General features: G+C 35.9%; 20 protein-coding genes. 10 read left to right on the top strand and 10 right to left on the bottom strand.

Annotated features, from left to right (window positions below):
- The first annotated feature begins 150 nt into the window (after positions 1–150).
- From K412_RS0103895 to tlp, 6 genes are all read left to right on the top strand, one after another.
- Positions 151–1,983, top strand: coding sequence for a bifunctional diguanylate cyclase/phosphohydrolase (locus K412_RS0103895; protein ID WP_024831898.1), 1,833 nt, complete (start codon positions 151–153; stop codon positions 1,981–1,983).
- Between the two features lie 142 nt (positions 1,984–2,125).
- Positions 2,126–3,250, top strand: coding sequence for an aldo/keto reductase (locus tag K412_RS0103890; protein ID WP_024831897.1), 1,125 nt, complete (start codon positions 2,126–2,128; stop codon positions 3,248–3,250).
- A 248-nt stretch (positions 3,251–3,498) separates the two neighbouring features.
- The gene (locus K412_RS0103885; protein ID WP_024831896.1) at positions 3,499–4,497 is read left to right on the top strand and encodes a 2-hydroxyacyl-CoA dehydratase family protein; all 999 of its coding nucleotides are present in this window, start codon (positions 3,499–3,501) and stop codon (positions 4,495–4,497) included.
- The gene (locus K412_RS0103880) at positions 4,497–5,255 is read left to right on the top strand and encodes an acyl-CoA dehydratase activase (RefSeq protein WP_024831895.1); all 759 of its coding nucleotides are present in this window, start codon (positions 4,497–4,499) and stop codon (positions 5,253–5,255) included. The genes K412_RS0103885 and K412_RS0103880 overlap by 1 nt, the downstream gene beginning before the upstream one ends.
- Before the next feature lie 127 nt (positions 5,256–5,382).
- Positions 5,383–5,709 carry a hypothetical protein gene (locus K412_RS0103875; protein ID WP_024831894.1) on the top strand — a complete coding sequence of 109 codons (327 nt, stop codon included), beginning with the start codon at positions 5,383–5,385 and terminating at the stop codon, positions 5,707–5,709.
- A 32-nt stretch (positions 5,710–5,741) separates the two neighbouring features.
- Complete coding sequence (gene tlp / locus K412_RS0103870; protein ID WP_024831893.1) at positions 5,742–5,975, top strand: small acid-soluble spore protein Tlp; 234 nt, start codon at positions 5,742–5,744, stop codon at positions 5,973–5,975.
- A 34-nt stretch (positions 5,976–6,009) separates the two neighbouring features.
- On the opposite strand, the gene K412_RS22115 is transcribed toward tlp, so the two are convergent.
- The 3 genes from K412_RS22115 to K412_RS0103855 form a co-directional block, all read right to left on the bottom strand.
- Positions 6,010–6,114, bottom strand: coding sequence for a MetS family NSS transporter small subunit (locus K412_RS22115; RefSeq protein ID WP_117385189.1), 105 nt, complete (start codon positions 6,112–6,114; stop codon positions 6,010–6,012).
- Positions 6,115–7,623 carry a sodium-dependent transporter gene (locus tag K412_RS0103860; protein WP_024831892.1) on the bottom strand — a complete coding sequence of 503 codons (1,509 nt, stop codon included), beginning with the start codon at positions 7,621–7,623 and terminating at the stop codon, positions 6,115–6,117.
- A 297-nt stretch (positions 7,624–7,920) separates the two neighbouring features.
- Positions 7,921–8,736: an alpha/beta fold hydrolase gene (locus tag K412_RS0103855; protein WP_024831891.1), complete on the bottom strand. Its 816-nt coding sequence runs from the start codon at positions 8,734–8,736 to the stop codon at positions 7,921–7,923.
- A gap of 138 nt (positions 8,737–8,874) precedes the next feature.
- On the opposite strand from K412_RS0103855, the gene K412_RS0103850 reads away from it, so the two are divergent.
- Both K412_RS0103850 and K412_RS0103845 read left to right on the top strand, forming a co-directional pair.
- Positions 8,875–9,504 (top strand): hypothetical protein, encoded by a 630-nt coding sequence (locus tag K412_RS0103850; RefSeq protein WP_024831890.1) that lies wholly within the window; start codon positions 8,875–8,877, stop codon positions 9,502–9,504.
- Between the two features lie 13 nt (positions 9,505–9,517).
- Positions 9,518–10,072 (top strand): hemerythrin domain-containing protein, encoded by a 555-nt coding sequence (locus K412_RS0103845; RefSeq protein WP_024831889.1) that lies wholly within the window; start codon positions 9,518–9,520, stop codon positions 10,070–10,072.
- 266 nt (positions 10,073–10,338) lie between these two features.
- Here the strand turns inward: K412_RS0103845 and K412_RS0103840 are convergent, their stop codons facing one another.
- From K412_RS0103840 to K412_RS0103825, 4 genes are all read right to left on the bottom strand, one after another.
- Positions 10,339–10,938, bottom strand: a complete 600-nt coding sequence (locus K412_RS0103840) for a nitroreductase family protein (RefSeq protein WP_024831888.1) — start codon at positions 10,936–10,938, stop codon at positions 10,339–10,341.
- Positions 10,939–11,058: 120 nt separating this feature from the next.
- Positions 11,059–11,304, bottom strand: a complete 246-nt coding sequence (locus K412_RS0103835; protein WP_024831887.1) for a phage tail protein — start codon at positions 11,302–11,304, stop codon at positions 11,059–11,061.
- A gap of 55 nt (positions 11,305–11,359) precedes the next feature.
- Positions 11,360–11,611, bottom strand: coding sequence for a phage tail protein (locus K412_RS0103830; protein WP_024831886.1), 252 nt, complete (start codon positions 11,609–11,611; stop codon positions 11,360–11,362).
- Positions 11,612–11,681: 70 nt separating this feature from the next.
- On the bottom strand, positions 11,682–11,924 hold the full coding sequence (locus K412_RS0103825) for a phage tail protein (protein WP_024831885.1): 243 nt from the start codon (positions 11,922–11,924) through the stop codon (positions 11,682–11,684).
- A 186-nt stretch (positions 11,925–12,110) separates the two neighbouring features.
- Between K412_RS0103825 and K412_RS0103820 the strand changes: the two genes are divergently transcribed.
- Both K412_RS0103820 and K412_RS0103815 read left to right on the top strand, forming a co-directional pair.
- Positions 12,111–13,457, top strand: a complete 1,347-nt coding sequence (locus tag K412_RS0103820) for a cadherin-like beta sandwich domain-containing protein (protein WP_024831884.1) — start codon at positions 12,111–12,113, stop codon at positions 13,455–13,457.
- A 74-nt stretch (positions 13,458–13,531) separates the two neighbouring features.
- On the top strand, positions 13,532–18,514 hold the full coding sequence (locus K412_RS0103815; RefSeq protein WP_024831883.1) for a Calx-beta domain-containing protein: 4,983 nt from the start codon (positions 13,532–13,534) through the stop codon (positions 18,512–18,514).
- An 80-nt stretch (positions 18,515–18,594) separates the two neighbouring features.
- Here the strand turns inward: K412_RS0103815 and K412_RS0103810 are convergent, their stop codons facing one another.
- The 3 genes from K412_RS0103810 to K412_RS0103795 form a co-directional block, all read right to left on the bottom strand.
- Positions 18,595–20,790: a M4 family metallopeptidase gene (locus K412_RS0103810; RefSeq protein WP_024831882.1), complete on the bottom strand. Its 2,196-nt coding sequence runs from the start codon at positions 20,788–20,790 to the stop codon at positions 18,595–18,597.
- A 38-nt stretch (positions 20,791–20,828) separates the two neighbouring features.
- On the bottom strand, positions 20,829–21,002 hold the full coding sequence (locus K412_RS22645) for a hypothetical protein (protein ID WP_242835519.1): 174 nt from the start codon (positions 21,000–21,002) through the stop codon (positions 20,829–20,831).
- Between the two features lie 427 nt (positions 21,003–21,429).
- Positions 21,430–23,124 (bottom strand): DEAD/DEAH box helicase, encoded by a 1,695-nt coding sequence (locus tag K412_RS0103795; RefSeq protein ID WP_024831881.1) that lies wholly within the window; start codon positions 23,122–23,124, stop codon positions 21,430–21,432.
- Between the last annotated feature and the right edge of the window lie 29 nt (positions 23,125–23,153).

The raw sequence follows: 23,153 nt of genomic DNA, 5'->3' as shown, positions 1-23,153 counted from the left end.
GTAATTAATTGTAAATCATTATTTTTATTATTTCTTATAAATTATCAAATAAGACCAATTCCTCATAATTAAATCTCCAATTCTGTACGATATATCATGGTAAGAGACAAATAGTTTACAATAAAATAAAATTAAGAGAAAGGTTTTTATATGTACGAGGATAATACTAAGTTTAATGTTGCATCTTCAATAGAGCAAAGTATTGAACTTCTAATGAAATTAAATCAGGAATATGCAAACCTTACTTCAAAGGTGAAAAATCTTGAAAACAGGCTTGCAGCCGTATCCGTACTGATAGATATTAATGAGTATATGGGTAACATCCTTCATTTTCAGGATCTTGTAAGCTATCTGAAAGATGTTATTGCAGGGGTTCTCGGGCTGGATTGCAAAATATTCACTCCTGATGATATTAGAAAGATGAATATTGATAGTTCATACCTTCCCAGCACTGATTTGTATATACAGGATTTGAAGGCTCAGAATAAGGAATTGTTTGGATATAATTCCGGCTCCCTTGGAGTGCTGAGTATTTCAAAACGTGATTTATATGGGTATCTTGTTATTCACCATGAATTAGCTGATATGATTGACGAGGAAAAAAAGGTCTTGCTTCAGTTAATCAAAAGCCAGATATGTATATACTTTGAAAATGCAATTTTATTTTCAAAGCTTAGAGACTCAGCGGAACATGATGGATTGACAGGTCTCTATAACAGATTGTATCTTTCTCAGCTTCTGGATAACTGGGAAGATAGAATGGTTGATATAAATGGTGCGATAATACTTGATTTGGATAATTTTAAGAATATTAATGACAATTACGGACATCTGGCAGGAGATAATGTTATTAGGATGTTAGTTGGTGTTATTAATAATACCATTATGAATCTTCCAGTATATGCTATACGTTATGGAGGAGAAGAATTTCTTTTACTTACAAGGGGAATAGATTCCAAGGATATTGTGGAAATAGCCGAAACAATTCGCAGAGAGTTTAGCCTCTTGAAATATGAAGAAAGCAGTCTCAGCGTAAGTCTGGGAGTTTCAATTTTAGGCGAATCCTGTAGAGTAGTGGACTATATGGAGCTTATTAGGAGTGCGGATGATGCATTGTATACAGCAAAGAGAATCGGCAAAAATGTGGTAGTTACCTCCGATGAAGACCTTCAGCTATTTGAGTCAGTATCATTTAACATTGCAAAGAATTTATCAAGATACAACAGGTTCAATGTTATAGGAGAAATTTACAGGGTTAATTTTAAATCACCCCATTTATTATCCATAGATGAATACAATAAACTAAAATATTGTATTACATCATGTTTCAGGGAATATGACGGAATATATGGCTCTGTTTCACTATCATTTGTAGTTTTAACAGATAACCAGATACCTCAGGAGCTTATTGAGAATAAAATTAATATGGCTCTAGCAAGCAATGAACTGGATTATATTAGCTTTGAAGTACATTCGAATACAGATGCTTATAGGGAGGTTATGCTCCACAGTGAGAGAGTTGCTGCTATTAGTGTTGCCCTTGCAGAGGCTTATGGCCTTCCTGCAGATGAATGTGAAAAGGTAAAGCTTGCAGCTGCCAATCATGATATAGGAAAACTGTATGTGAATCCAAAGATTCTCAATAAACCTGGTAAGCTTACACCTGAAGAATATGAAAAAATCAAAATGCATGCCTTTTATAGCTATCAATATGCTAAGAGTCGTGAAAACCTTAAATTTGTTGCAGATTACATATTCTATCATCATGAATATGTAGATGGCTCAGGATATTTTAAGAAAAAAGATATTCCACTCCATTCTCAAATAATAGTATTGGCTGATATTTTTGATGCGTTATGCGAAAACAGATGCTACAGGGCTGCTTTTAGCAGGGATGAAGCAATAAGAATAATGGAGAGTGAAAAGCACAAGTTTAATCCGGAGTTGTTTGAATTAATGAAGCAGATTGCAAATTATATTTAATTTTATAAATCTAAATTGCAAAAGAAAGCTATTAATATGCAACAATTAAAAAAAGATTAATAGGTAAATACTGCAAAATAAGTGCAGGAAATGATATAATTGATACATTAGTCGTCAACTTACAAACAAGGAGGATTAGTGTATGCAGTACCGCGAATTAGGTAAAACCGGGATAAAGTTATCCGCTTTAGGATTTGGTGCAATGAGATTGCCGCAATCAAATGTTGGTGGTAAAACGGTTTTTGATACCGAAGAGAGTATTAGGATGATACATAGGTCTTTCGAGTTGGGTGTGAATTATATTGACACAGCACCGTACTATTGTGAAAAGCAAAGTGAGGAGATAGTTGGAAAAGCAATAAAAGGCTGGAGAGACAAAGTCTATCTTTCAACTAAAAATCCAATTGAAGATGATTCCGGTGTACATTATAGAGAAAGACTTGAGAATTCCTTAAAGAAGCTTAATACTGACTACATAGATTTTTATCATATGTGGGGAATAAGTCTTGAAGCCTTTGAGCAGAAAATAAACGTAAAAGACGGACCGCTTTCAGCTGCATTAAAAGCAAAAGATGAGGGATTAATAAAACACATTTCCTTTTCTTTTCATGACAAAGCTGAAAACTTGATAAAGCTAATTGATACCGGATGCTTTGAGACAGTGTTATGTCAGTACAATATGTTGGATAGAAGCAATGAGGCCGGCATAGCTTATGCACGTGAAAAAGGCCTTGGAGTCATAATAATGGGCCCTATTGGCGGAGGAAGGTTGGGAGCACCTTCAGAGGTAATCAGTAAATTAATTCCAGGTGGAGCAAAAAGCAGTGCTGAACTAGCTTTGAGATTCGTAATATCCAATCCAAATGTCACATGTGCATTGTCGGGTATGAGTAGCATGGCAATGGTTGAGGAAAATATACAGGTTGCATCAAACCAGGAGCAACTTACAGAGAAAGAAATCAATGCAATAAATGAGGCAATGGAGCAAAATAAAAAACTTTCTGACTTGTACTGTACAGGGTGTAACTACTGTATGCCTTGCCCCAAGGAGGTTAATATTCCTAAGATATTTGAATATATGAACTATCATCGGGTATATAAATTGACTGAATACGCAAAAGAAGAATATAAAAAAATTGGAACCAATGAATGGGTTAAAGGAAAACGAGCTGATGCATGTGTAGAATGTGGCATATGTGAGCAGAAATGTCCTCAAAAAATACAAATACGCAAGCAATTAAGGGAATCTGAAAAAGCATTAGCTTAGGATAAACAGTATTATAATTATTAGGGTCGGTGAAAAAACTTTCGCTGGCCCTCTTTTATAATTATTTTAATTTCTTGAAAACATTGACTTCCATTACAGCATACTGCTACAATTACAATAAATTCATAAGACAGTTCGTGACCATCCTGTCTGTAAACAAAACTACGGGCCTGCTATCGTAAAGGATAGCTTATTTTGTTTACACATGGGCATATGCCCTTTTTTTATTTACGTTTGGAGGATATTTTATGAGAAAAATCGGAATTACAACTACAGTTCCTATAGAAATACTGCTTGCTGCAAACTACAAAGTAATTGACTTGAATAATGTATTTATATCCAGTGATAGTTATTCAGAAGATATAGAAAGGGCGGAAAGGGACGGTTTTCCTAAAAGCTCCTGTGCCTGGATAAAAGGAATTTATGGAGCATGCCTGCGCTATGGTATAGATGAAATAGTAGGAGTTCAGGAGGGTGATTGCTCCAATACGGGAGCATTGCTTGAGGTTCTGAAGAAAAAAGGAATAAAAGTGTATCACTTTTCTTATCCATCATCTCATACCATTGAAGATATTACTTCAGAATTAAATAAGTTTATGAAAGCTTTTAATGTCAGCTTGGAGCAGACGGAGTCTGTCAGAAAGGATTTGAATAACATAAGAAACCTCGCAAAAGCTATTGATGAACTTACTTACATAGACAACAAAGCTACAGGCTTTGAAAATCATATATCACAGGTAACTTTAAGCGACTTTGACGGCAACCCGCAAAAATGTGCAGAATTCCTTGAAGGAAAAATAAATGAAATATCAAAAAGACCGCCGAGAAAACAGTTATTGAGACTTGGTTATATAGGTGTACCTCCAATGATATGTGATGTTTTTGAATATGTTGAAAGGTTCAACGCCTGTTTTGTATATAATGAAGTGCAAAGAGAGTTTTCCTTTCCAAGGGCTTCACAAGCCCCTAATATATACCGGCAATATTATGACTATACATATCCTTATGACCTGGAATTCAGACTTATGGAAATTAAAAAACAGATTAGACTAAGAAGCCTTGACGGTATTGTCCATTATACGCAGTCTTTTTGCCACAGAGCCATACAGGACATAGTAATAAAACAGGAGCTTGATATTCCTGTATTTACTATAGAGGGAGACAAGTCAAATTGTCTTGATTCAAGGACAAAGCTCAGACTTGAAGCTTTTCTGGATATGTTGGGAGATATAAGGGGGCTTAAGTAATGAAAATACTTGGAATTGATATGGGCAGCAGGGAAGTAAAAATAGCTCTTATGGATAAAAATTTAATTATACATAAACAGAAAATCAGTACAATGACTTTTTATAAAAACTACTGTCTGTATAAGAATGGAAAACTTGAAGTTGACATAAGTAGACTGGGAATTAGTGAAGAGGTTGCCGCTGTATCAACGGGATATGGAAGGAATAACACTGATATCAGTATGTTCAAGCAAATAACAGAAATAAAGGCTCATGTATACGGAGCTATTTATCAAACAGGAATGAAGGAATTCACACTGCTGGATGTGGGGGGCCAGGATGTGAAGGTTGTAAAGGTTGAAAAAGGCCTTATAACTGACTTGGAGATGAATGAGAAATGTGCAGCTTCCTGCGGAAGGTTTCTAGAAAACATGGCGGGAGTTCTGGAAATTTCGCTTGATAAATTAACAGAATATTTCAAAGAACCTGTAGAGTTGAATTCTACCTGTTCTGTGTTTTCAGAATCGGAACTCATAGGTAAAATAGCGGAAGGCGTTTCAATGGATAGACTATGTGCCGGAGTAAACTATTCACTTTACAGGAAACTCAGACCCTTGCTATTTAGATTTAAAGGGAAAAAGTTAATTTTATCGGGAGGAGTAGCAAAAAGTAAATCACTTGCTCGTTACCTTGCAAATGATTTTGACGAAATAATAAAGCTTGAAGAACCGCAATTTAACGGTGCAATCGGGTGCTGCAGTTATGGTTCGTTTTTTTGATTTTTTTACCTCTTTACAAAAAAAAATTTTGGACACAATATAAAAAGAATTATTCTATTTTAATTAGTTCTCTTACCAAGGCATAGCAAGCAGGGAGGGATTTATCATTAAAATAATAGGTAGATTTTTGGAGCCAGGTCAGGTAGGCGGGGTAGTTGATTCTCTGAAAAACAGCGGAATCAGCAGGCAAGATATGATAATCAGCAGTTTCGATGAAGCCAAGTTTCGAAGCATGAACGCTGATGCCATAGATAATCATATAAGTGCCACCGTTAAAACAGCATATGATGACCCTGGTAGATTAAAATCTTTTGTTGAAAGCTTAAACGAACTAAATGATGATAGTGGGATTGTAGTGTTTGTTAAAGCTGCAAGGCACAAAGCTCAGGAAGTAAAGTCGGTCATGGAGCAATCCGGGGCCGTGGAAATTAAGATTGATGATGACAAAGACTAAAAAGTATTGTAAATCAGAAGGAGGATGTTTATATGAAGAATAAGCCAAAACCAGATGATAGAAGCGACAATGTAGAAAGAATACAAGCCAATATCAATCATACAATTAAAAATATGGAATTAGCAGAGGAACTGATTGAAAAAACTGATGACAGAAAAATGGCGAAAACTTTGGAAGAAAAAAATGAAAGAAGACGTGATGCACTTGAAGGCTTCAGAGCAGAAATAAGAGATGAAGCTTTGCATCAAAAACGTAGGGATGATTAATAAAAAAGGGGCTGTTTTATGCAGCCCCTTTTATCTATTTTTTAGATTCATTTTTAACGGCAATGGAAATTGTTACAGCTAGTCCACCCCAGAGGAAAACCGCACCAATCAGAAAGAATACTATAGATGTAGCAGTCATCTACTTCACCTCCTCAGATTTATAAGAGGTAATACTTCTGTCCTTCCAAGGTCTTTGGCATAATATCAAAGATAAAGCAATTCCGATAATTATCACACTCCAACCATAAGCAATCAGTGCTTTTTGTGAATACCCTCCGTATGGTTTTGATATTTCATTTATAATGTTGGATATAATCATAAAGGTCAATACAGCAGGAGTTACAAATTTAATCATGAGATTCCACCACTTTCCAACTGAAAAATAGGAAATGGGGTTAGTGTGTTCGCGTATTTTAGAAGCTCCGAAGAACCATCCTATGGTTATTGCTTCAAGCAAGCCTACTGTTACAATTCCGTATGAATTTACAAAGTTGTCTATAATATCAAGGAAATATAATCCTGCCCCTGTAGAATATAGTATACTTATTGCATACCCAACAAGGCAAACTAAAGAAACAACTTTTTTTCTTCCTGCTCCTGTTTTGTCAATCAATGCCGAGGAGGAAGCTTCAACCAGAGATATGGAGGAAGTTATTCCGGCAAAAACAAGACAGGTAAAGAATAATATGCCAAAGAACTTACCTATTCCACCCATAACCGTAAATACCTTAGGAAAGGCTACAAACGCAAGTCCGATACCCTGTGAAGCAACTTCATCTACTCCCACTCCCTGAGTAGATGCCATGTATCCTAAAATTCCAAAAATTCCTATTGCTGACAAGAACTCAAACCCACAATTGGCAAAGGCTGTCATGAAAGCGCTGTTATTTATATCTGTCTTTTTTGGAAGATAACTAGAATAAGTAATCATGATTCCCATTGCAAGGCTTAATGAAAAGAAAACCTGACCATATGCAGATATCCAGACTTTTGGCTCCAGTACTTTTGACCAGTCCGGTGTAAAAAGTTTGTTAAGTCCAAGACTAGCTCCCGGAAGAGTTACCCCTCTGATAACAATAATTATCATTGCTATTACTAGGGTTGGAAGCAGAATCTTATTAATCTTTTCAATTCCACTGGAAACACCTTTAAAACATACAAACCAGTTTATCAGCCATATAATAGTAATACCAACAAATACCGGCCATACAAATCCACCCAGCTTAAAGGGGCTATCAGCCATTTTAAGGAAGTCCTTAAAGAAAAATGAATTTGTATCAGTTCCCCAAGCCTGTGTAAAGCTGAAAAACAGATAGTTTACAGCCCAGCTGAGTATCAGCGTGTAGTAAGTCAATATGATAAATGAATTAATACTTGGCCACCAACCAAGCCACTCCCATTTTTTATTTGCTCTGGCAAGAGCCAAGGGCGGTGAACCTTTAAATTTGTGTCCTAATCCATATTCTAAAATTATTAATGGTATTCCGGCAGTTAATATAGCGAAGAAATATGGAATTAGAAAAGCACCTCCGCCGTTTGAATAGAGTACATACGGATATCTCCATATATTGCCTAGACCAACAGCCGAACCAATGGCAGCAAGGATAAATCCGGCTTTTGATCCCCACTGATCCCTTTTTTGCGTCATGTTAATACACTCCTTATTAATATATTTTTGCCCTAAACTAAAATAAAAAAACATTATAGCCACTTTTGTCTTCTAACAGTTTACTAGTCTAAATATAGTGACTAGATAATAATAGCAAGGATGAAAAAATATTTCAATTACTATATATAAATTGTTAACAAGAAATTATTTACATAACCTTATCAGAGAAGAGATTGAAGTCCTATAATACTAATGTTTAGAATTTTTACATTGAAAAAAATCATTGCTTAAAATATTTAGTTCAAGCAATGATTTTTGTATTACAGAATTGTCACATTAAAAATGTTCAATAAATTTTACCAATTCCATATTAAACTTATCTTTTTCCTCAAAGAACAGACTGTGCCCGCTGTATTCAAAAGGTACGAGCCTTGAGTTTTTGATACTTTTTTCCATGACTTTTGCCAGAGGAAACAGGCAAACACGGTCATGTATACCGTGAAGTATCAAGGTTGGAACCTGAATTTGGGGTAGGTCGTTAAAAAGGCTTTCGTCCCGGAAGGTTTTAGCACATTCTGCAGTAGCCCAGTTAGCAGCCATAAAGCCAAGTTGGAAAAACCAATCTGACAGAGCTTTAGTTATTGGTTTGAAAAAAAACATTGGTGCAGTATCCAAAAGCATTTGAGGTCGATTATCATATACACTATTAATTATTTTTGTTATATCTTCTTTAGGGAGACCGTAAGGAAAGTCGGGGCGCATAGTAAGGCTTGGTGCAGCAGCGGCAAACAATGCCAGCTTTGAAACACCATATCCCTTGAAGAGGGACATATAGCGTATAACAGTAGCACCTCCCATTGAGTGGCCTGCCAGAACGAAGTTCCGAAGCTTTAATGAGTCAACTACACAACGGACATCTTCAGCCAACCTATTGTAGTTATAACCCCAAAAGGGCTTACTTGAATTGCCAAAGCCTCTTGTATCCATACCAATACATCTGTACCCCATTTTAGGAAGGACATTGAATTGGTATTCAAATGCCCTGTGACTTAAAGGCCAGCCGTGCACAAAAAGAATTACCTTTTTACCATAAGGATTAATATCATTTACATAAATATTCACATCCTGTTCTGTCTTAATGGTGTACTCCATAAATTATTACTCCTAAATAATGCAAAAATTCTATAATATACTATTCAAAATGTATTAATTGAGTGTGTTAAATAAAAATTAGTACTTAAGAACAAAATAATTAAAAGAAAAATAAATATAAATTAATCGGAGGAAAACATGAGTTTATTTCTTGGTAAAATACATTACTGGCTTTATAACAAAATAATTTGGTATGAGAAAATTGAAAAAGATATTATAAAATGGGCTCAGGAAAAGAAGCTGCCTATAGGCACCTGGGTTCAGGATATAAATGAAAAACACGGCCCACCTTTGGAGCCAGAGCCACTGGAACAATTGATTGATACCTCAAATATACACGGGTGGCTGCAGGAAAGAATAGAAAGTGCAGAATTAAGGCAGGCAGCACTTGTAACTCAGGTATTAAACAGGAACATGGATTATAAGAAGGATTTAACTGAGATTTATAAAAATCAAGGGAAAGCTGCCGCAGCAGATTATCAAGGGAATGCAGCCACACCGGAAGAAATATTTAATGCTTTGAATGATTACATTCTTGAGGGAATGCCTTGTGACCGAGTAAATGAAATAGTATCAAGCAGTGATAGGGAGTTTGTATGGAAGTCTGCAATATGCCTGCATACACCATATTGGAAAAAGGTTGAGGGAAATGTAAATAATTTTTATGAACTTAGGGAGGCTTGGGTAAAAGCATTTGTAGAAGAGCTGAACCCTGATTTTATTTATGTAAGGTCCGTTGATAATACACACAGGATAACCCGTAAGTAGAAAGGAGGAAAATATGGACTGTATTGATTTAATGGTAGATGAGCATAAAAATATTAAGCGTATGCTGAAGGTTATACGCGTATACTGCTACAAGATTTTAAAGGGTGAACAGGTAGAGTACGAGGATTTTTTTACAATAATTGATTTTGTAAGAAATTATGCAGATGCCCACCACCATGGTAAAGAAGAAAAACTTCTTTTTGACAGGATGGAAAAAGAAATGGGGCCAGCAGCACAAAAACTTGTAAGACATGGCATGCTGGTGGAACATGATTTGGGACGGCTTCATATGCAGGAACTTGAAGCTGCTGTAAAAAGGGTTCTGGAAGGTGATGATGAATCTAAGCTTGATATCATAGCTAATGCTGTTTCATATACGCACCTGCTTTACAGGCATATTGAAAAAGAAGACGGAGTAGTATACACTTTTGCAAGAAATAATCTGGTTAAAGAAACCATGGACATGCTTAACTTCGAATGTGAAAAGGCAGAAAGCAAAGCACAGGAACAGAATTTACAGGAGAAATACCTGAAAATTATAGAAGAGTTTGAGAGAAAGGTATTATAGGGTCTGTAAAAAAAATGGAATTTTATCTTTTAACCTGTACTTAGAGTATAAATTGTATCAATGGAAGCTTGGTTAAAGATATTTGTAGATGTTTATTGGCGAAGCAAGGATATTTTACCGGAAAACTTTCACGATGAATGTGGGCGACGGTAAAATATCCTAAGATAAGCCGTTATAAACTTATGCAAATATCTTGGAAGCAATCATTGATACAATTTTATACGGGAGTAGAAGTGTTAAAACAGAAAAATTTATGCGACATTCCCTTATTTGAATATTTTAAATCTTGATTCAATTGGTTGAAATTGCTTTTCATCGGGTGACGCAGTTGGTTTTCCGAATGGCATCTGGGCAACAAGTCTCCAGTTTAAGGGAATCTTCCATTCGGTTCTAACGGCATCATCTATCAATGGGTTATAGTGCTGAAGAGAGACTCCCAGACCTTCAATTTCCAAAGCGGTCCAAATCACATATTGTAACATTCCATTTGACTGCTCTGCCCAAATAGGAAAATTATCCTTATACAGTGCAAATTGCTGTTGTAGAGATTCAATAACTGAGTTGTCCTCAAAAAATAAAACAGTACCATAGCCACTTCTAAAAGAGTTGATTTTCTGCTCGGTTGCTGAAAAATTTTCAGGCGGCACTACTTTACTTAGTGTATTCTTTGTTATGTCCCACAATTTATCATGGTTATCTCCCAATAATAATACAACTCTTGCACTTTGACTGTTAAAGGATGAAGGTGTGTGGAGAACCGCATCTTTTATAATCTCCTGAATCCTCTCGTCGGAAACAGGACTTTGCTTATCAATTCCATAATATGTGCGTCTGTCTTTTACTGCTGCAAAAAAATTCTTGGACAAAACAATTTCCTCCCTTATTATTGAATTAGTTTTAAATATATTGATATTAACTTACTAACATTAACATACCAATAAACATATTTTTTACAATAATAAGGTAATTATTCATACTAACAGCTTTTAGCTTCTCATGGGATATATGCCTTGGGTGGCAATACAATATACAGTGTTTGGAACAGGTTCAGCACCTGTTAAATTTGGGAGACAGAATGTAGTAGTGCCATTACCTCCGAATTTAGTCCCAATCAGGGAATATAAGGCAGAATTTGTCTGGATACTTATAGTTGCACCGTTACAAACTGCCCAACCATAAGGAATATAAGAATACGGAAAACACTTTATCATACCTAAAATAGGACTATCCATTATAATAACCTCCATTAAAATAAGACTGCAAAAGTGTTACTCTTTAGAAATGGCCTTAACTGCGAGACGGATAAATACCGTAAATTGCAATATAATAAGCCATAGGGCGACCATTCTGATATGCACTTGCGTTTAACAGATTTGGAACAGCAAAGCTCTGACCGGGTGTACCGCCAAATTTATTTCCTAATAATGAGTATAATGCCTGATTCTCTGCAATTTTAATTATCGACCCATCGCACAACTGCCAACCCCGCGGAGCGAATCCAAAAGCAAAAAGCTGAATTTGACCTATGAAAGGATCCATAATAATAGCCTCCTTGAGCCGAAGAACGGCTAAAATAATTTATAGAAGTTAAATTTATATAACAATTAACCTAATTCTTTGAGGGATAAATACCTTCTATTGCTATGCAATACATTGTATTCGGTACAGGCTCCGTGCCTAATAAATTAGGTATAGCAAAGGTTGTTCTACCGTCACCGCCATAAGAAACCCCTAATAACGAATACAGTGCTTGATTTTGTGCGATGTTTAGTAACTGGCCATTACACAAAAGCCATCCTTGCGGTACAAAGTTAAATGGGAAAAGTTCAATTTGACCCAACATCGTCTCCATATAAACACCTCTCACTGATTGATATATAGCAATTATATATTATTGTGTAAAAATATGTCAATAGAATGTCATAATTAATGACAATTTTAAAATTTAGATTGTTTTTTTGTAGGAGTTACAATATAATAATATTATAAATTTAATGTAAAAAAATACTAATTTTAACATAGCGGGGAGGAAATACATATGGGTAATACCGCCTTAACTGGCCTTACTTCAGCATCCAGTTATATAGCTCCTTTTGTGGCTCAAAAAGCGGTTGACGGAATAATGAAACCTGTCAACAGGTGGGTTGGAGAAGTACCTTGTACACTTAATTTTAAGCCAGACAAATTGTATTGTGTAAATCGGTGGGTAGTAAATGGCATGCCGTCAGTAGGGTGGGATCCTCAACAATACTATTTGCTAAAATATTCTTTACAGGGAAGCAATGATAACGTAACGTGGACAACACTAGACACTGTGGATAACACAAATACTAGTACAATAAGTTATAGTTCTGATAGGACATTTATTCCAACTGCCGCATATACTTATTATAGGGTTAATATAACAAGTGGACTAAAATGTAATCCTAGAATTGCTTCTATTTCAAATTTTCAATTATTCGCTGTTGACCCTTCAAGCCCATATTTATCAAGCTTGGCGATAAACAGCGGTACACTTTCACCTGCTTTTAATAAAACTACGTTCGCTTATACTGCTACAGTTGACTATGGAGTCACCAGTATTGTAGTAACTCCTACTGCAGAAACTCCCACTGCCTATGGTCAAAATGTAATAATAAAAGTAAATGGAGTTGAAACTGCCAGTGGAGTAGGTACATCTGTAAACCTTGCAGTTGGTGTCAATACCATAAATATTGACGTTACTTCTGCTGTTGGTTACTTAAACCAGAGATATACGCTGACTGTTACAAGGCTTAACAGTAACAAACTCACAGGTCTTTCTGTTCTTAACGGAAGCACAGTACTTCCGATAGTACCAACTTTTAATAAAAATACTTTTGAGTACACTGTGGAGGTTGAAAAAACAGTTCAGAGCGTTATGATATGTGCTACAAGTGAAGACCCTGCATCCACTATAAAAATAAACGGAGGAACTGCTGTCAGCGGTCAGCCATATGGGTCTATTACGCTGCAAAAAACGGGAAATACAACAGTAAATATCATAGTATCTACAGCAACAACGTCATCGCAGCAATATACAGTAACAATTAAGAGGAAAGAGAATTTAACTTTGTCTGGGTTGATATTTAAGAATGGAAAAACAACGCTTACATTGCAGCCAACATTTAGCCCAACACATAGGGAATATACTTCAAGTACAAGTAATGCTTCTAGCATAACTGTAGTTCCAACTGCTAGTAATCCTGGTGACGTTAATATTACTGTTAATGGTAATACAGTGACAAGCGGTTCGTCATATAGTGTAACTAACTTGAGAAAAGGGGAAAACACGATTATTATTAAAGTTATTTCAAAGATTACAGGAAATGAAAATACTTATATCTGTGTAATAAAAATATCTTAAATTATTATGTAGCTGCACTCTAGGTTTATCTACACCATGAGTGTGGCTATGTATTATATAATAGGGAGGGTCAAATGTCAAAAACAGTTAAAAAAATATCTTTAGCAATTTGTATTATATTTTTTACTATCATGCTGATATATAATACTGGATATGTTTATGCCGAAGCACCACAGGACCAAAACTTCGATTCGCTTGAAGCTTTGCGAGAAGAGGGGCCCTATCAAATAGGAGATATTATTTTTGATACTGATGGTATTATTGATGTAAGAAGCTGGGAAGCATTAACTTATGAATATACCTATGGTCGTATAATAGATGGTTTTAGTGGGATGGCAATAAGCAATGATCCAGATTTATATACAAACCCTACATATATCTCATTTGAATCAGCAGCAAAAAGCCCATTTAAGCTTGAGGCGTTTTATGCATTGATAACTGACGTGGGTTCTTCTGCGACTCAGGTTGATATCAAGGGATACAATGGTACAGTGGAACTTGTCTGTGTTAAGGGTATTGATTTTACTAAGCCGGGCAGTACTGTATATGGTGATGTCAAATATACCAATAATGTGTGCAATACCGACGACAAAGAGTACGGTGGATTACTTGAGTTCGGAGAAAGTTGGTATGATATTGACAAAGTAGTAATTACTGGAACAAATACTGAACAGGCATTGTATATTTGTCTTGACTCCCTCGACTTCTCAAACGTCACAGACATTTCAATAGCTGATGTATCTGAGATTACTGAAGGACAGAATGCAATCTTTAGAGTAAATCTTACAAAGCCCTACAAGGATGATATAACTGTCAATTACTTAATCAATTGTGATTCTGCAACAGCAGATGATTTTGATACTACAGTTTTAAATGGTACACTTACTATTCCTGCAAATGCAACCTATGGGGAAATAGTGATACCAACAAAAGATGATACTGACCACGAGATGGCAGAAACTTTTAAAGTATCAATTTCAAATCCCAGTGTCGGAGGCATTACAGATGGTGAAACTACCTGCACAATAAAGGACAATGATAATCCTCCAAAGGTGACATTAAATGTTGATAAAAGCAGTATAGTTGAGAATGGTGGTTCAGCAAAAATAACGGCTACTCTTTCAAATAAGACCTATGAAAATGTAGTAGTCAATCTTAATTTTTCAGGTGCAGTGGCCGGAACTGACTTTAATGCTCCCACTTCAATTTCCATACCTGCAAACAGTTTATCCGGTTTCGTTAACATAACTGTCATAGATGATGATATCTTCTCAGGCGAAAATAAAAAGGTAACCATTGGCATAAGCAGTGTGGAAAACGGAAGTAAAGGTGAATTTACTCCTCCTGAGCTGACAATTAATGATGACGAACCCGAGCCAAAAGTCAATTTAAGCATAACACCGGGCTCAATATCAGAAAACGGAATCGAAGCAGCAACCGTAACAGCTACTCTTACAAATAAATCAATTAAGGACGTGACTGTAAAATTATCTTTTGAAGGTGCTGTAAATGATACGGATTTTACTGTTTTAAGCGATACTATTACAATACCAAGTCTACAAACAACAGGAACAATGGAAATTTATGGAAAACCTAATAATAAATTCAATTATGACAAGACGCTCACAGTAAGTATCTCAGATGTTGATGTTACAAACGCAACTACAGGAGACATTAAATCAGTGCCGTTAACAATAACCAACATAGACTCGAAACCTACGGTAAAGGTAGACCCTGTTACATATGAAGTTGAGGAAAAGGATTCCGCTAAGGTTGCTATTACCGTTTTACTGTCAAAAGCCAGCGGCGAAGATGTAATTGTAAAATATAAAACATCAGATGGGGCTGCAAGGGGTTCTAAAGACTATATAAGTGCTTCAGGAAGCATAACCATACCTAAAGGTGAAGCAAGTGGCACTATCGAAATAGATATATTAAATGATACATTAGATGAAGAAGATGAGAACTTTTTCGTTACTATTCAAAATGATATTGTAGGTGCGGAGCGAGGAAGTCCTTATACTGCGCAATGCATTATAAGGGACGATGATGATGCACCAGACATAGTAATATCTGATGCAGAGGTAGATGAAGTTGATTCAGGTAATACTACCAAACTGATATTTAATGTGTCACTTTCAACAGAAAGCGGAAAAACCATAGATGTAAATTACTCAACTTCCGATGATACAGCTACTAAAGAATTGGATTATTTGGAGACTACAGGAACTCTCACCTTTATCCCAGGAGATAAAGGTCCAAAACAAATTGAAGTGACTGTTATAGGGGATAATTTACTTGAGTCAAATGAGACAATTAGACTGAATTTGACGGCTACTAATGCCCGAAAAACCAATTATACTGCTACAGGTACAATTAAAGATAACGACAAGCCGACTGTATCTATAAATGATGTATCTGTAACAGAAGATACTTCTCCAAATATAGTATTCAAAGTATCTCTCAGTAAGCCAACTTCCCAAAATGTATCACTCAAATTCAGAACAATAGACGGCAGTGCTGTAGCGGGAAGTGATTATATACAACAGACAGGTGCTATTACTTTTGCAGCAGGTGAAACCGGAGAAAAGGTTATAGCTATTGACATAAATGATGATGACATATACGAAGGAACTGAATCTTTCTATGTTGAACTTTATTATATAACAGACCCGGCAATAGAAGTGGTGAAGAATACAGGAACAGGAACTATATATGACAATGAATCCATCCCGAAAATATCGGTTGAAACTACTCCGATAAATGAGGGTAATTCAGACACTAGTGTTGCTACCTTTACAGTGAAAGTTTCACCGGCAAGTGCTAAGGATATATATGTAGATTATGAAACTTTGGATGGAACTGCAAAAGCCGGAAAAGACTATACGGCTGTAGAAGGCAGACTAAAAATACCTGCCGGACAGAAAAGTGGGATAATCAATGTAAATGTAAAAGGGGACACTGTGTATGAGGAGAATGAAACATTTTCATTAATTCTTTCAAATCCAGAAGGTGCAGAAATAAATTCTTCAAAAGGGACAGCGCAATGCACAATAAATGATGATGATTCGGCTCCTTCAATAACATTTGTACAGAATAAAGTGAAGGTAGTTGAAGGTGATTCTGGAAATACACCGATGGTGTTCTATGTAACACTTTCTGAGGAGTGTGAAAAAACTGTTTCTGTGGATTATGTAACAGAGGACGGAACAGCTACAACTGCAAATAACGACTACGATTTAGCGTCCGGTAAGTTGGATTTTATTCCAGGTGAAACATCCAAGTCAATAACAGTTAATATTAACGGAGACAAAGACGCAGAGTATGACGAAAATTTCTTTGTTGTTCTGAAACCCGTAACCGGAGATATTAAAGCCGAGGGAATTATAGTAGACGATGATAGAGCTTTTATAAAGATGTTTAGAAAAAAAGATGGGTTTGAAATTGCAAACGGTAATACCGTAAATTTCGAAAATACAAAAACAGGCAAGGAAAGCGAGCTGGAGTTTATAATATCAAATGTCGGTAATGCTGACCTTACAGAGGATGGAATAAATAAGCTAATATCAATATCAGGTTCTGATTTTACTTTAAAAAATGAACCTGTAAGTCCTATTGTAGGAAAAGGCTCTGCTGCCTTCACCATAGTATTTAAGCCTTCCTCCACAGGGGTTAAAACAGCCGAAGTAACCATAACCGGCAAAGATACAGTAAACAGTCCGTTTAAGTTTAAGGTGTCAGGAACCGGTACATCAGACAGCTCCACAGGCGGTGGTTCAACTTCTGAAACATCTAGAGAAGCAATAGTTATAAATGTAGGGGACCACTCTATTGAAAATGTCTCTGTAGATGTTAAACATGAAAACAACATTAAAATCACCACGGTAAATCTGGATGAAACAGAAGTACACAAAACCCTTAATGAAATGGCAAAAAATGAACCTGACAAGGAAAAGAAGGTAACTATTCCTGTTACTAATAATTCAGATAAAGTTGTCGGGGAGTTAAAAGCCAGTACTTTAAAGGCAATGGCAGATATGAACGCAGTCCTTGAAATTAAAACGGAAAACGTATCTTATACGTTACCTGCCAACAATGTCAATATAGATGAGGTACTTGGAAAACTTGGCGGTAACCCCGAACTTAAAGATATATTGGTAAAAGTCACAGTAACCAAGGCTTCTGAAGATAAAACTGAAAGGATAAAAGATGAAGCTGATAAAAAAGGCTTTGAGTTAAATGGAAAACCTGTTGAATTTGAAATATCATTTACATATGCGGGCAGGGAAGTTACAGTCTCGTCATTTAGCAAATATGTTACAAGGGCTGTAGCAATACCGGAAGGAACTGACCATAAGAAAATAACTACGGGAGTTGTATATAATCCTGATGGTTCATTCACACATGTACCTACTGCAGTTAGCTTAATAGACAACAAATACTATGCAAAGATAAACAGTCTTACAAACAGCACATATGCACTTATATACAATCCGCTGACATTTATGGATGTGGAAGAACACTGGTCAAAGGATTACGTAAATGATGCAGGTTCAAGGCTCATAGTCAGTGGAACGGGAGATGGAAAATTTACTCCTGATAGAGCAGTAACAAGAGCAGAATTTGCAATAATGATAGTAAAGGCTTTGGGATTGAAAGATTCTGAGTTAGCTGATAATAATTTCTCAGATGTGGATAAGGATAATCCATATTATTCATATATCAGTACTGCTTACAAATATGGAATTATTACAGGCTATACGAACAGAAAATTTGGGCCAAATGATTTTATTACAAGGGAACAGTCCATGACAATGATTTCAAAGGCTATGAAAATAGCAGGTATGGACACTACACTGACAAATACCGATTATCTAAGCAAAAACTTCTCGGATTCCGATAATATATCGAACTGGGCAAAAGAGGGAGCAGCTATCTGTGTCAACAGCGGATTATTTGTAGGAAACAAAGGAAAGCTCAATCCTAAAAATAATGTTACAAGAGCTGAAAGTGCAACAGTAATTATAAAGCTTCTAAAAAGTGCAGGTTTAATTTAGGAATTACTAGTAAAGAAGGAGTAGCGCAAATTAGAAAGATTTACGCTACTCCTTTGATTTTTTTTTGCAGTGATACTAAGTTAAGATATTATAGTAACGGGGTCACTAAGAAAAGATATTATGTTTCCTGCGTCATCTACTTGTGCAACATAGTAATCATAGCTACCAATTAATGTTTCAACTGTTGTAGTTGTATTTGTGGTTTCCAAACATTTTTCAAGATCGTCTACTGAGTTTGTAGCTTTTCTATAGATTGCATATTTAGCTCCGGAGTTATCAGCTGCATTCCAACTGAATTGTATTTGTAAACCAGATCTGTTTGATATACGGAAGTTTTGCGGAGCGCTATATAAAGTCTCAACCAGAACAGAATTGCTCAGGGAAGATATTATGTTTCCGTTATCGTCTATCTGAGCTACATAATAATTATAGCTTCCATATAATGTAGTAACTGTTGCTGTTATGTTTGTGGTTTCCAAACATTTTTCAGGTGCATCTGTTGAACCTTCAACTTGTCTGTATATGGCATATCTTTTACCAATTGTACCATCCCATCCGAAGCCTACGCTCAAACCAGATCTGTTTGTAATACGGAAATTTTGGGGAGAAGGATGTGAGGAAAAACGAGTTATAGGGTTACTAAAATCTGAAACTCTGTCTCCATTTTCATCTACCTTTGCAATATAGTAATAACTCCCCAATACTGCATTAAAAGTTAATGTTGTGTTAGGGGTTGTTACAACTAACTGGGGTTCGGCTGAAGAACCGGTTTCTTTTCTAAATAGTCCGTATTGCGAACTTGCGTCACCGAATGGGAGCCAAGTTATTTGCAATGTCGTACCTGATGCATATTTTATGCTCAAATCAAGACCTACAGCACCTAAAGCTTTCCTTACAGTATTTGCTTCAGTGCTGTTTACTCCATATAATGTCTCTGCTGACTGAAGAAGTGCTGATGCAAATTGGATATATTTCATGTCATAAACTATATATCCATCATTAATGGCATGATAGAATATATTTGCAATTTTGTCCATTCCTATTGCTTCAACAGTAGTGTTGTTAAATGTTCCGCCCAGTGCCATAAGGCTTGCTGCTTTTGTAATAACACCACCACCTTCATGCGGTTTTGGATATTTGATAGTACGATCATCTTCACATTCTAAAATACGTCTTTTATATTCGGTGTAACTATCAATTACTGGATTGGCACAATCTCTGAGAATTGTTCCAGTATCTTCTGCTATTGTCCAATCAGGTGTTCCTTCACTTGGAAGAAAGTATTCGCAAATTATACCAAATACATCAGATATTCCCTCATGTAATGATAAACGCTCTGTTAAAACCGGGTTAAATTCAAAATGTCCATCATCGAAATCACCTAGACCTTCCGATGTAAGCATTCCATGAGTAAATTCATGTGCCAAAGCATCTACTGCAGCAGCAACGGACTTACCTGCTGAGCCTTTTCCAGCACAGATTTTTACTTTATTTACCTCTCCGTAGGCATTTAAAACATTGCTGCTATCTTTTATAATTTCAATTGAGTATTCAGAACCATTATCATCGTTTCCATTGCGATAAAAAGGTGAGCCTTTAAAGAAGTTTATAATATTTGTCATATAATAATGAGCATCTACGGCATCTTGTTGATAATTTGATCCTGTGTCTGTGTCAAAGCAATTATCATTTTCACTATATATTCCATATAATCCATGGGAAGTTGTTAGATTTTCAACGGTGTTTTTCAGATAGTATACGTTATTATCCTTTACCATTTTTAATGGTTGCCTAACTGCTCCGGATTGTCCAATACCTGAACCTACAGCAGGCTCTTCTAGAGATAATATCTGATTACTTTTTCTCAATATGGACTGATTACTTGCATAAATATAATATGCAAAATTCTTATATGTGGGCTGGCTGAATTTAATGTTTACCTTATATATGTAGTCATATTTTCCATCTACCGGATATAGAAGTAACTGACTTTTAGGAGCTTCGGTATATACTGGCTTAAATCCTAAATCACCTTCGATTACAGACAAGAGTGATTCCAGAGACACATCGGCTGGTTTAACTGCTGAGGCTAATTTATCAGCTATATCGTATACATATTCCCCAACGATAAACTCAATAACACCGTCAGAATTGATAAAATAGTTTCTGTCGCTATTTTGAACAGGTACACCGTTATAAGTTTGAACGGTTTTTACTACTGTCCTGTTCATTGAATTTACAAATTGCTCAGTAACTTTAAACTGTACTGTCGGCAATTGATATTTTTGTGCTTCTTGAGCAATATACTGCTCAACTATTCAGATTCTGCTGTTAATTGTCCTACCAAGAAAGAAGGAATAACTTCTTTTGATTGAATTGCTCCAATATTTGCATTGCCATCGGCGTTTGCGTAAACGGATGGAAAACTACTTGCAATAAGTGAAACAGAAAGTAATATAGTACTTAAAATTCTTTTTGCTGCTTTCATTTATTAAATACTCCTTTCAAACATTACAATTTTTTACCTGCCTGTCGTCACAGACAAATAATACTTTTATCTTGCAAGATTGGAAATTATAATACCATTAATTGATGTTTATGTCAAAGAAACAATTTTTTACCACTTTTACCATGGTATAAAATAAATTTGCTAATTGCACAGATTGGGTATATACTTAAAAAGAAGTTGAAAGAAGGTGGTAAATTGAATAAAGGAACATTTCTGGTAACACCAAGTGTTATCGAGGAATGCTTAGGCGAATCCTTTGATTCTTCTGAAAAGAAACATCCTGAGCATGACAAAACCAAAAAAACATTGAAATAGCCTATGGAAAGGGGCTTTTTTTATTGCAAAAAAAGAGCTGTGCACTAGTGAATAATCCAACTAATGCTACAGCCCGGTTTTACTTTATGGGTTATTTAGATTTCTTAGGACTACGCCTGTTAGGTGACACTAAACGGTTAAATGATGTACTGCGTCCGCTTTTCTTTCTTGCATTTGATTTTTCTATATTAATGCGTTTTCCTTTAATCGTGTAGTTTTTCATTGATTTCAGAACTTCGGGAGCAAAGTCCTTTGGAACCTCTACAAACGAATACCTATCAAATATGTCGATTGCACCCACCAGTTTACCTGGAAGCCCTGTTGATGCAACCAGACTTTCAATAATGTGCTTTGGCTGTATTTTGCTGCTGCTGCCAATATTGATAAATAATCTGACCATATCCTTGCTGCTACCTGGTTCTACTGCATTGTCTATTTCATTAACCATACTGGGCAGATTTCCGCTTTGTTCGCCGTACATTTTAAGTAATGCAGCTGCAATATCAAGAGAAGTTACAAAGTTCTCATCCTGTTCTTCTGATTCATTATTAATTGTGTCAATGAATCGTTCAATGTGGCTGGAGAACTTAGAGATACTTTCATCCTTTAGATTTTCTTTCAAGGTTTTTAGTATATTAAGCATCTTCTTTTCTTCAACTTCATTGAGACTTGGGGGCTTCATGGGGATAATAGTGGACTTTGTATACCTTTGGATATCTCTTAGTTTGTATATTTCCCTCCCAGAAATAAATGTAAAGGCTTTTCCGGTCCTTCCAGCCCTTCCTGTTCTTCCAATTCTGTGTACATAATATTCTTCGTCATTAGGAAGGTCATAGTTAAATACTGCTTCAACGTCGTCAACATCTATGCCTCTTGCAGCAACATCAGTTGCAATTAGTATGTCAAAATTGCCTTTTCTGAAAAGAGACATGACCTTGTCGCGATGTTCCTGACGCATGTCACCATGCAGGGCTTCAGCAGAAAAACCTCTGGATTGTAGGCTGGCTGTAAGTTCGTCAACCCTTTTTTTAGTATTACAGAATACAAGAGACAGCTTAATATCATTGGTATCTATCAATCTTGACAAAACTTCAAGTTTTGCAGATTCTTTTACTTCAAGGTAATACTGCTCAATACTTGGAACGGTGAGTTCTTTGTGGGCTATCTTTATATGAACGGGATCTTTCTGATATTTTTTTGTAAGTTCTAGAATTTCTTGAGGCATTGTAGCAGAGAATAAGATAGTCTGCCTGTCCTCTGGAACTTTTTCCAATATTGTATCTATATCTTCTCTAAAACCCATGTTCAGCATTTCATCAGCTTCATCAAGAACAATCATTTTTAGAGATTCCAGTTTAAGAGTTCTACGTCTCATATGGTCCATAACCCGGCCCGGGGTTCCAATAATTATCTGTGGACGCTTTTTTAAAGCCATAATCTGTCTGTCAATTGGCTGTCCCCCATATACTGGGAGAATTCTTATCCCATCCTTATATTTCAATACATTTCTCAATTCTTCACATGACTGTATAGCAAGTTCTCTGGTTGGACAAAGAACCAAAACCTGAATTGAATCACTATGTGAATCTATTTTTTCCACTGCAGGTATTCCGAATGCACATGTTTTTCCTGTTCCAGTCTGAGCCTGACCAATCAAATCATTGCCTTCCAAAATATATGGGATTGATTGTGACTGAATAGGGGTTGCCTCTTCAAAACCCATATCTGCAATTGCACGTTGTACCTCATCTGAGAGAGTTAAATCTTTAAAACTTAAATTTTCCATTTTAATTCCTTTACTTTAATAAATTTATA

Origin of the sequence: Ruminiclostridium josui JCM 17888, assembly GCF_000526495.1 — a bacterium.
Taxonomy (GTDB): domain Bacteria; phylum Bacillota; class Clostridia; order Acetivibrionales; family DSM-1351; genus Ruminiclostridium; species Ruminiclostridium josui.
This window is presented reverse-complemented; position numbering and strand designations above follow the sequence as displayed.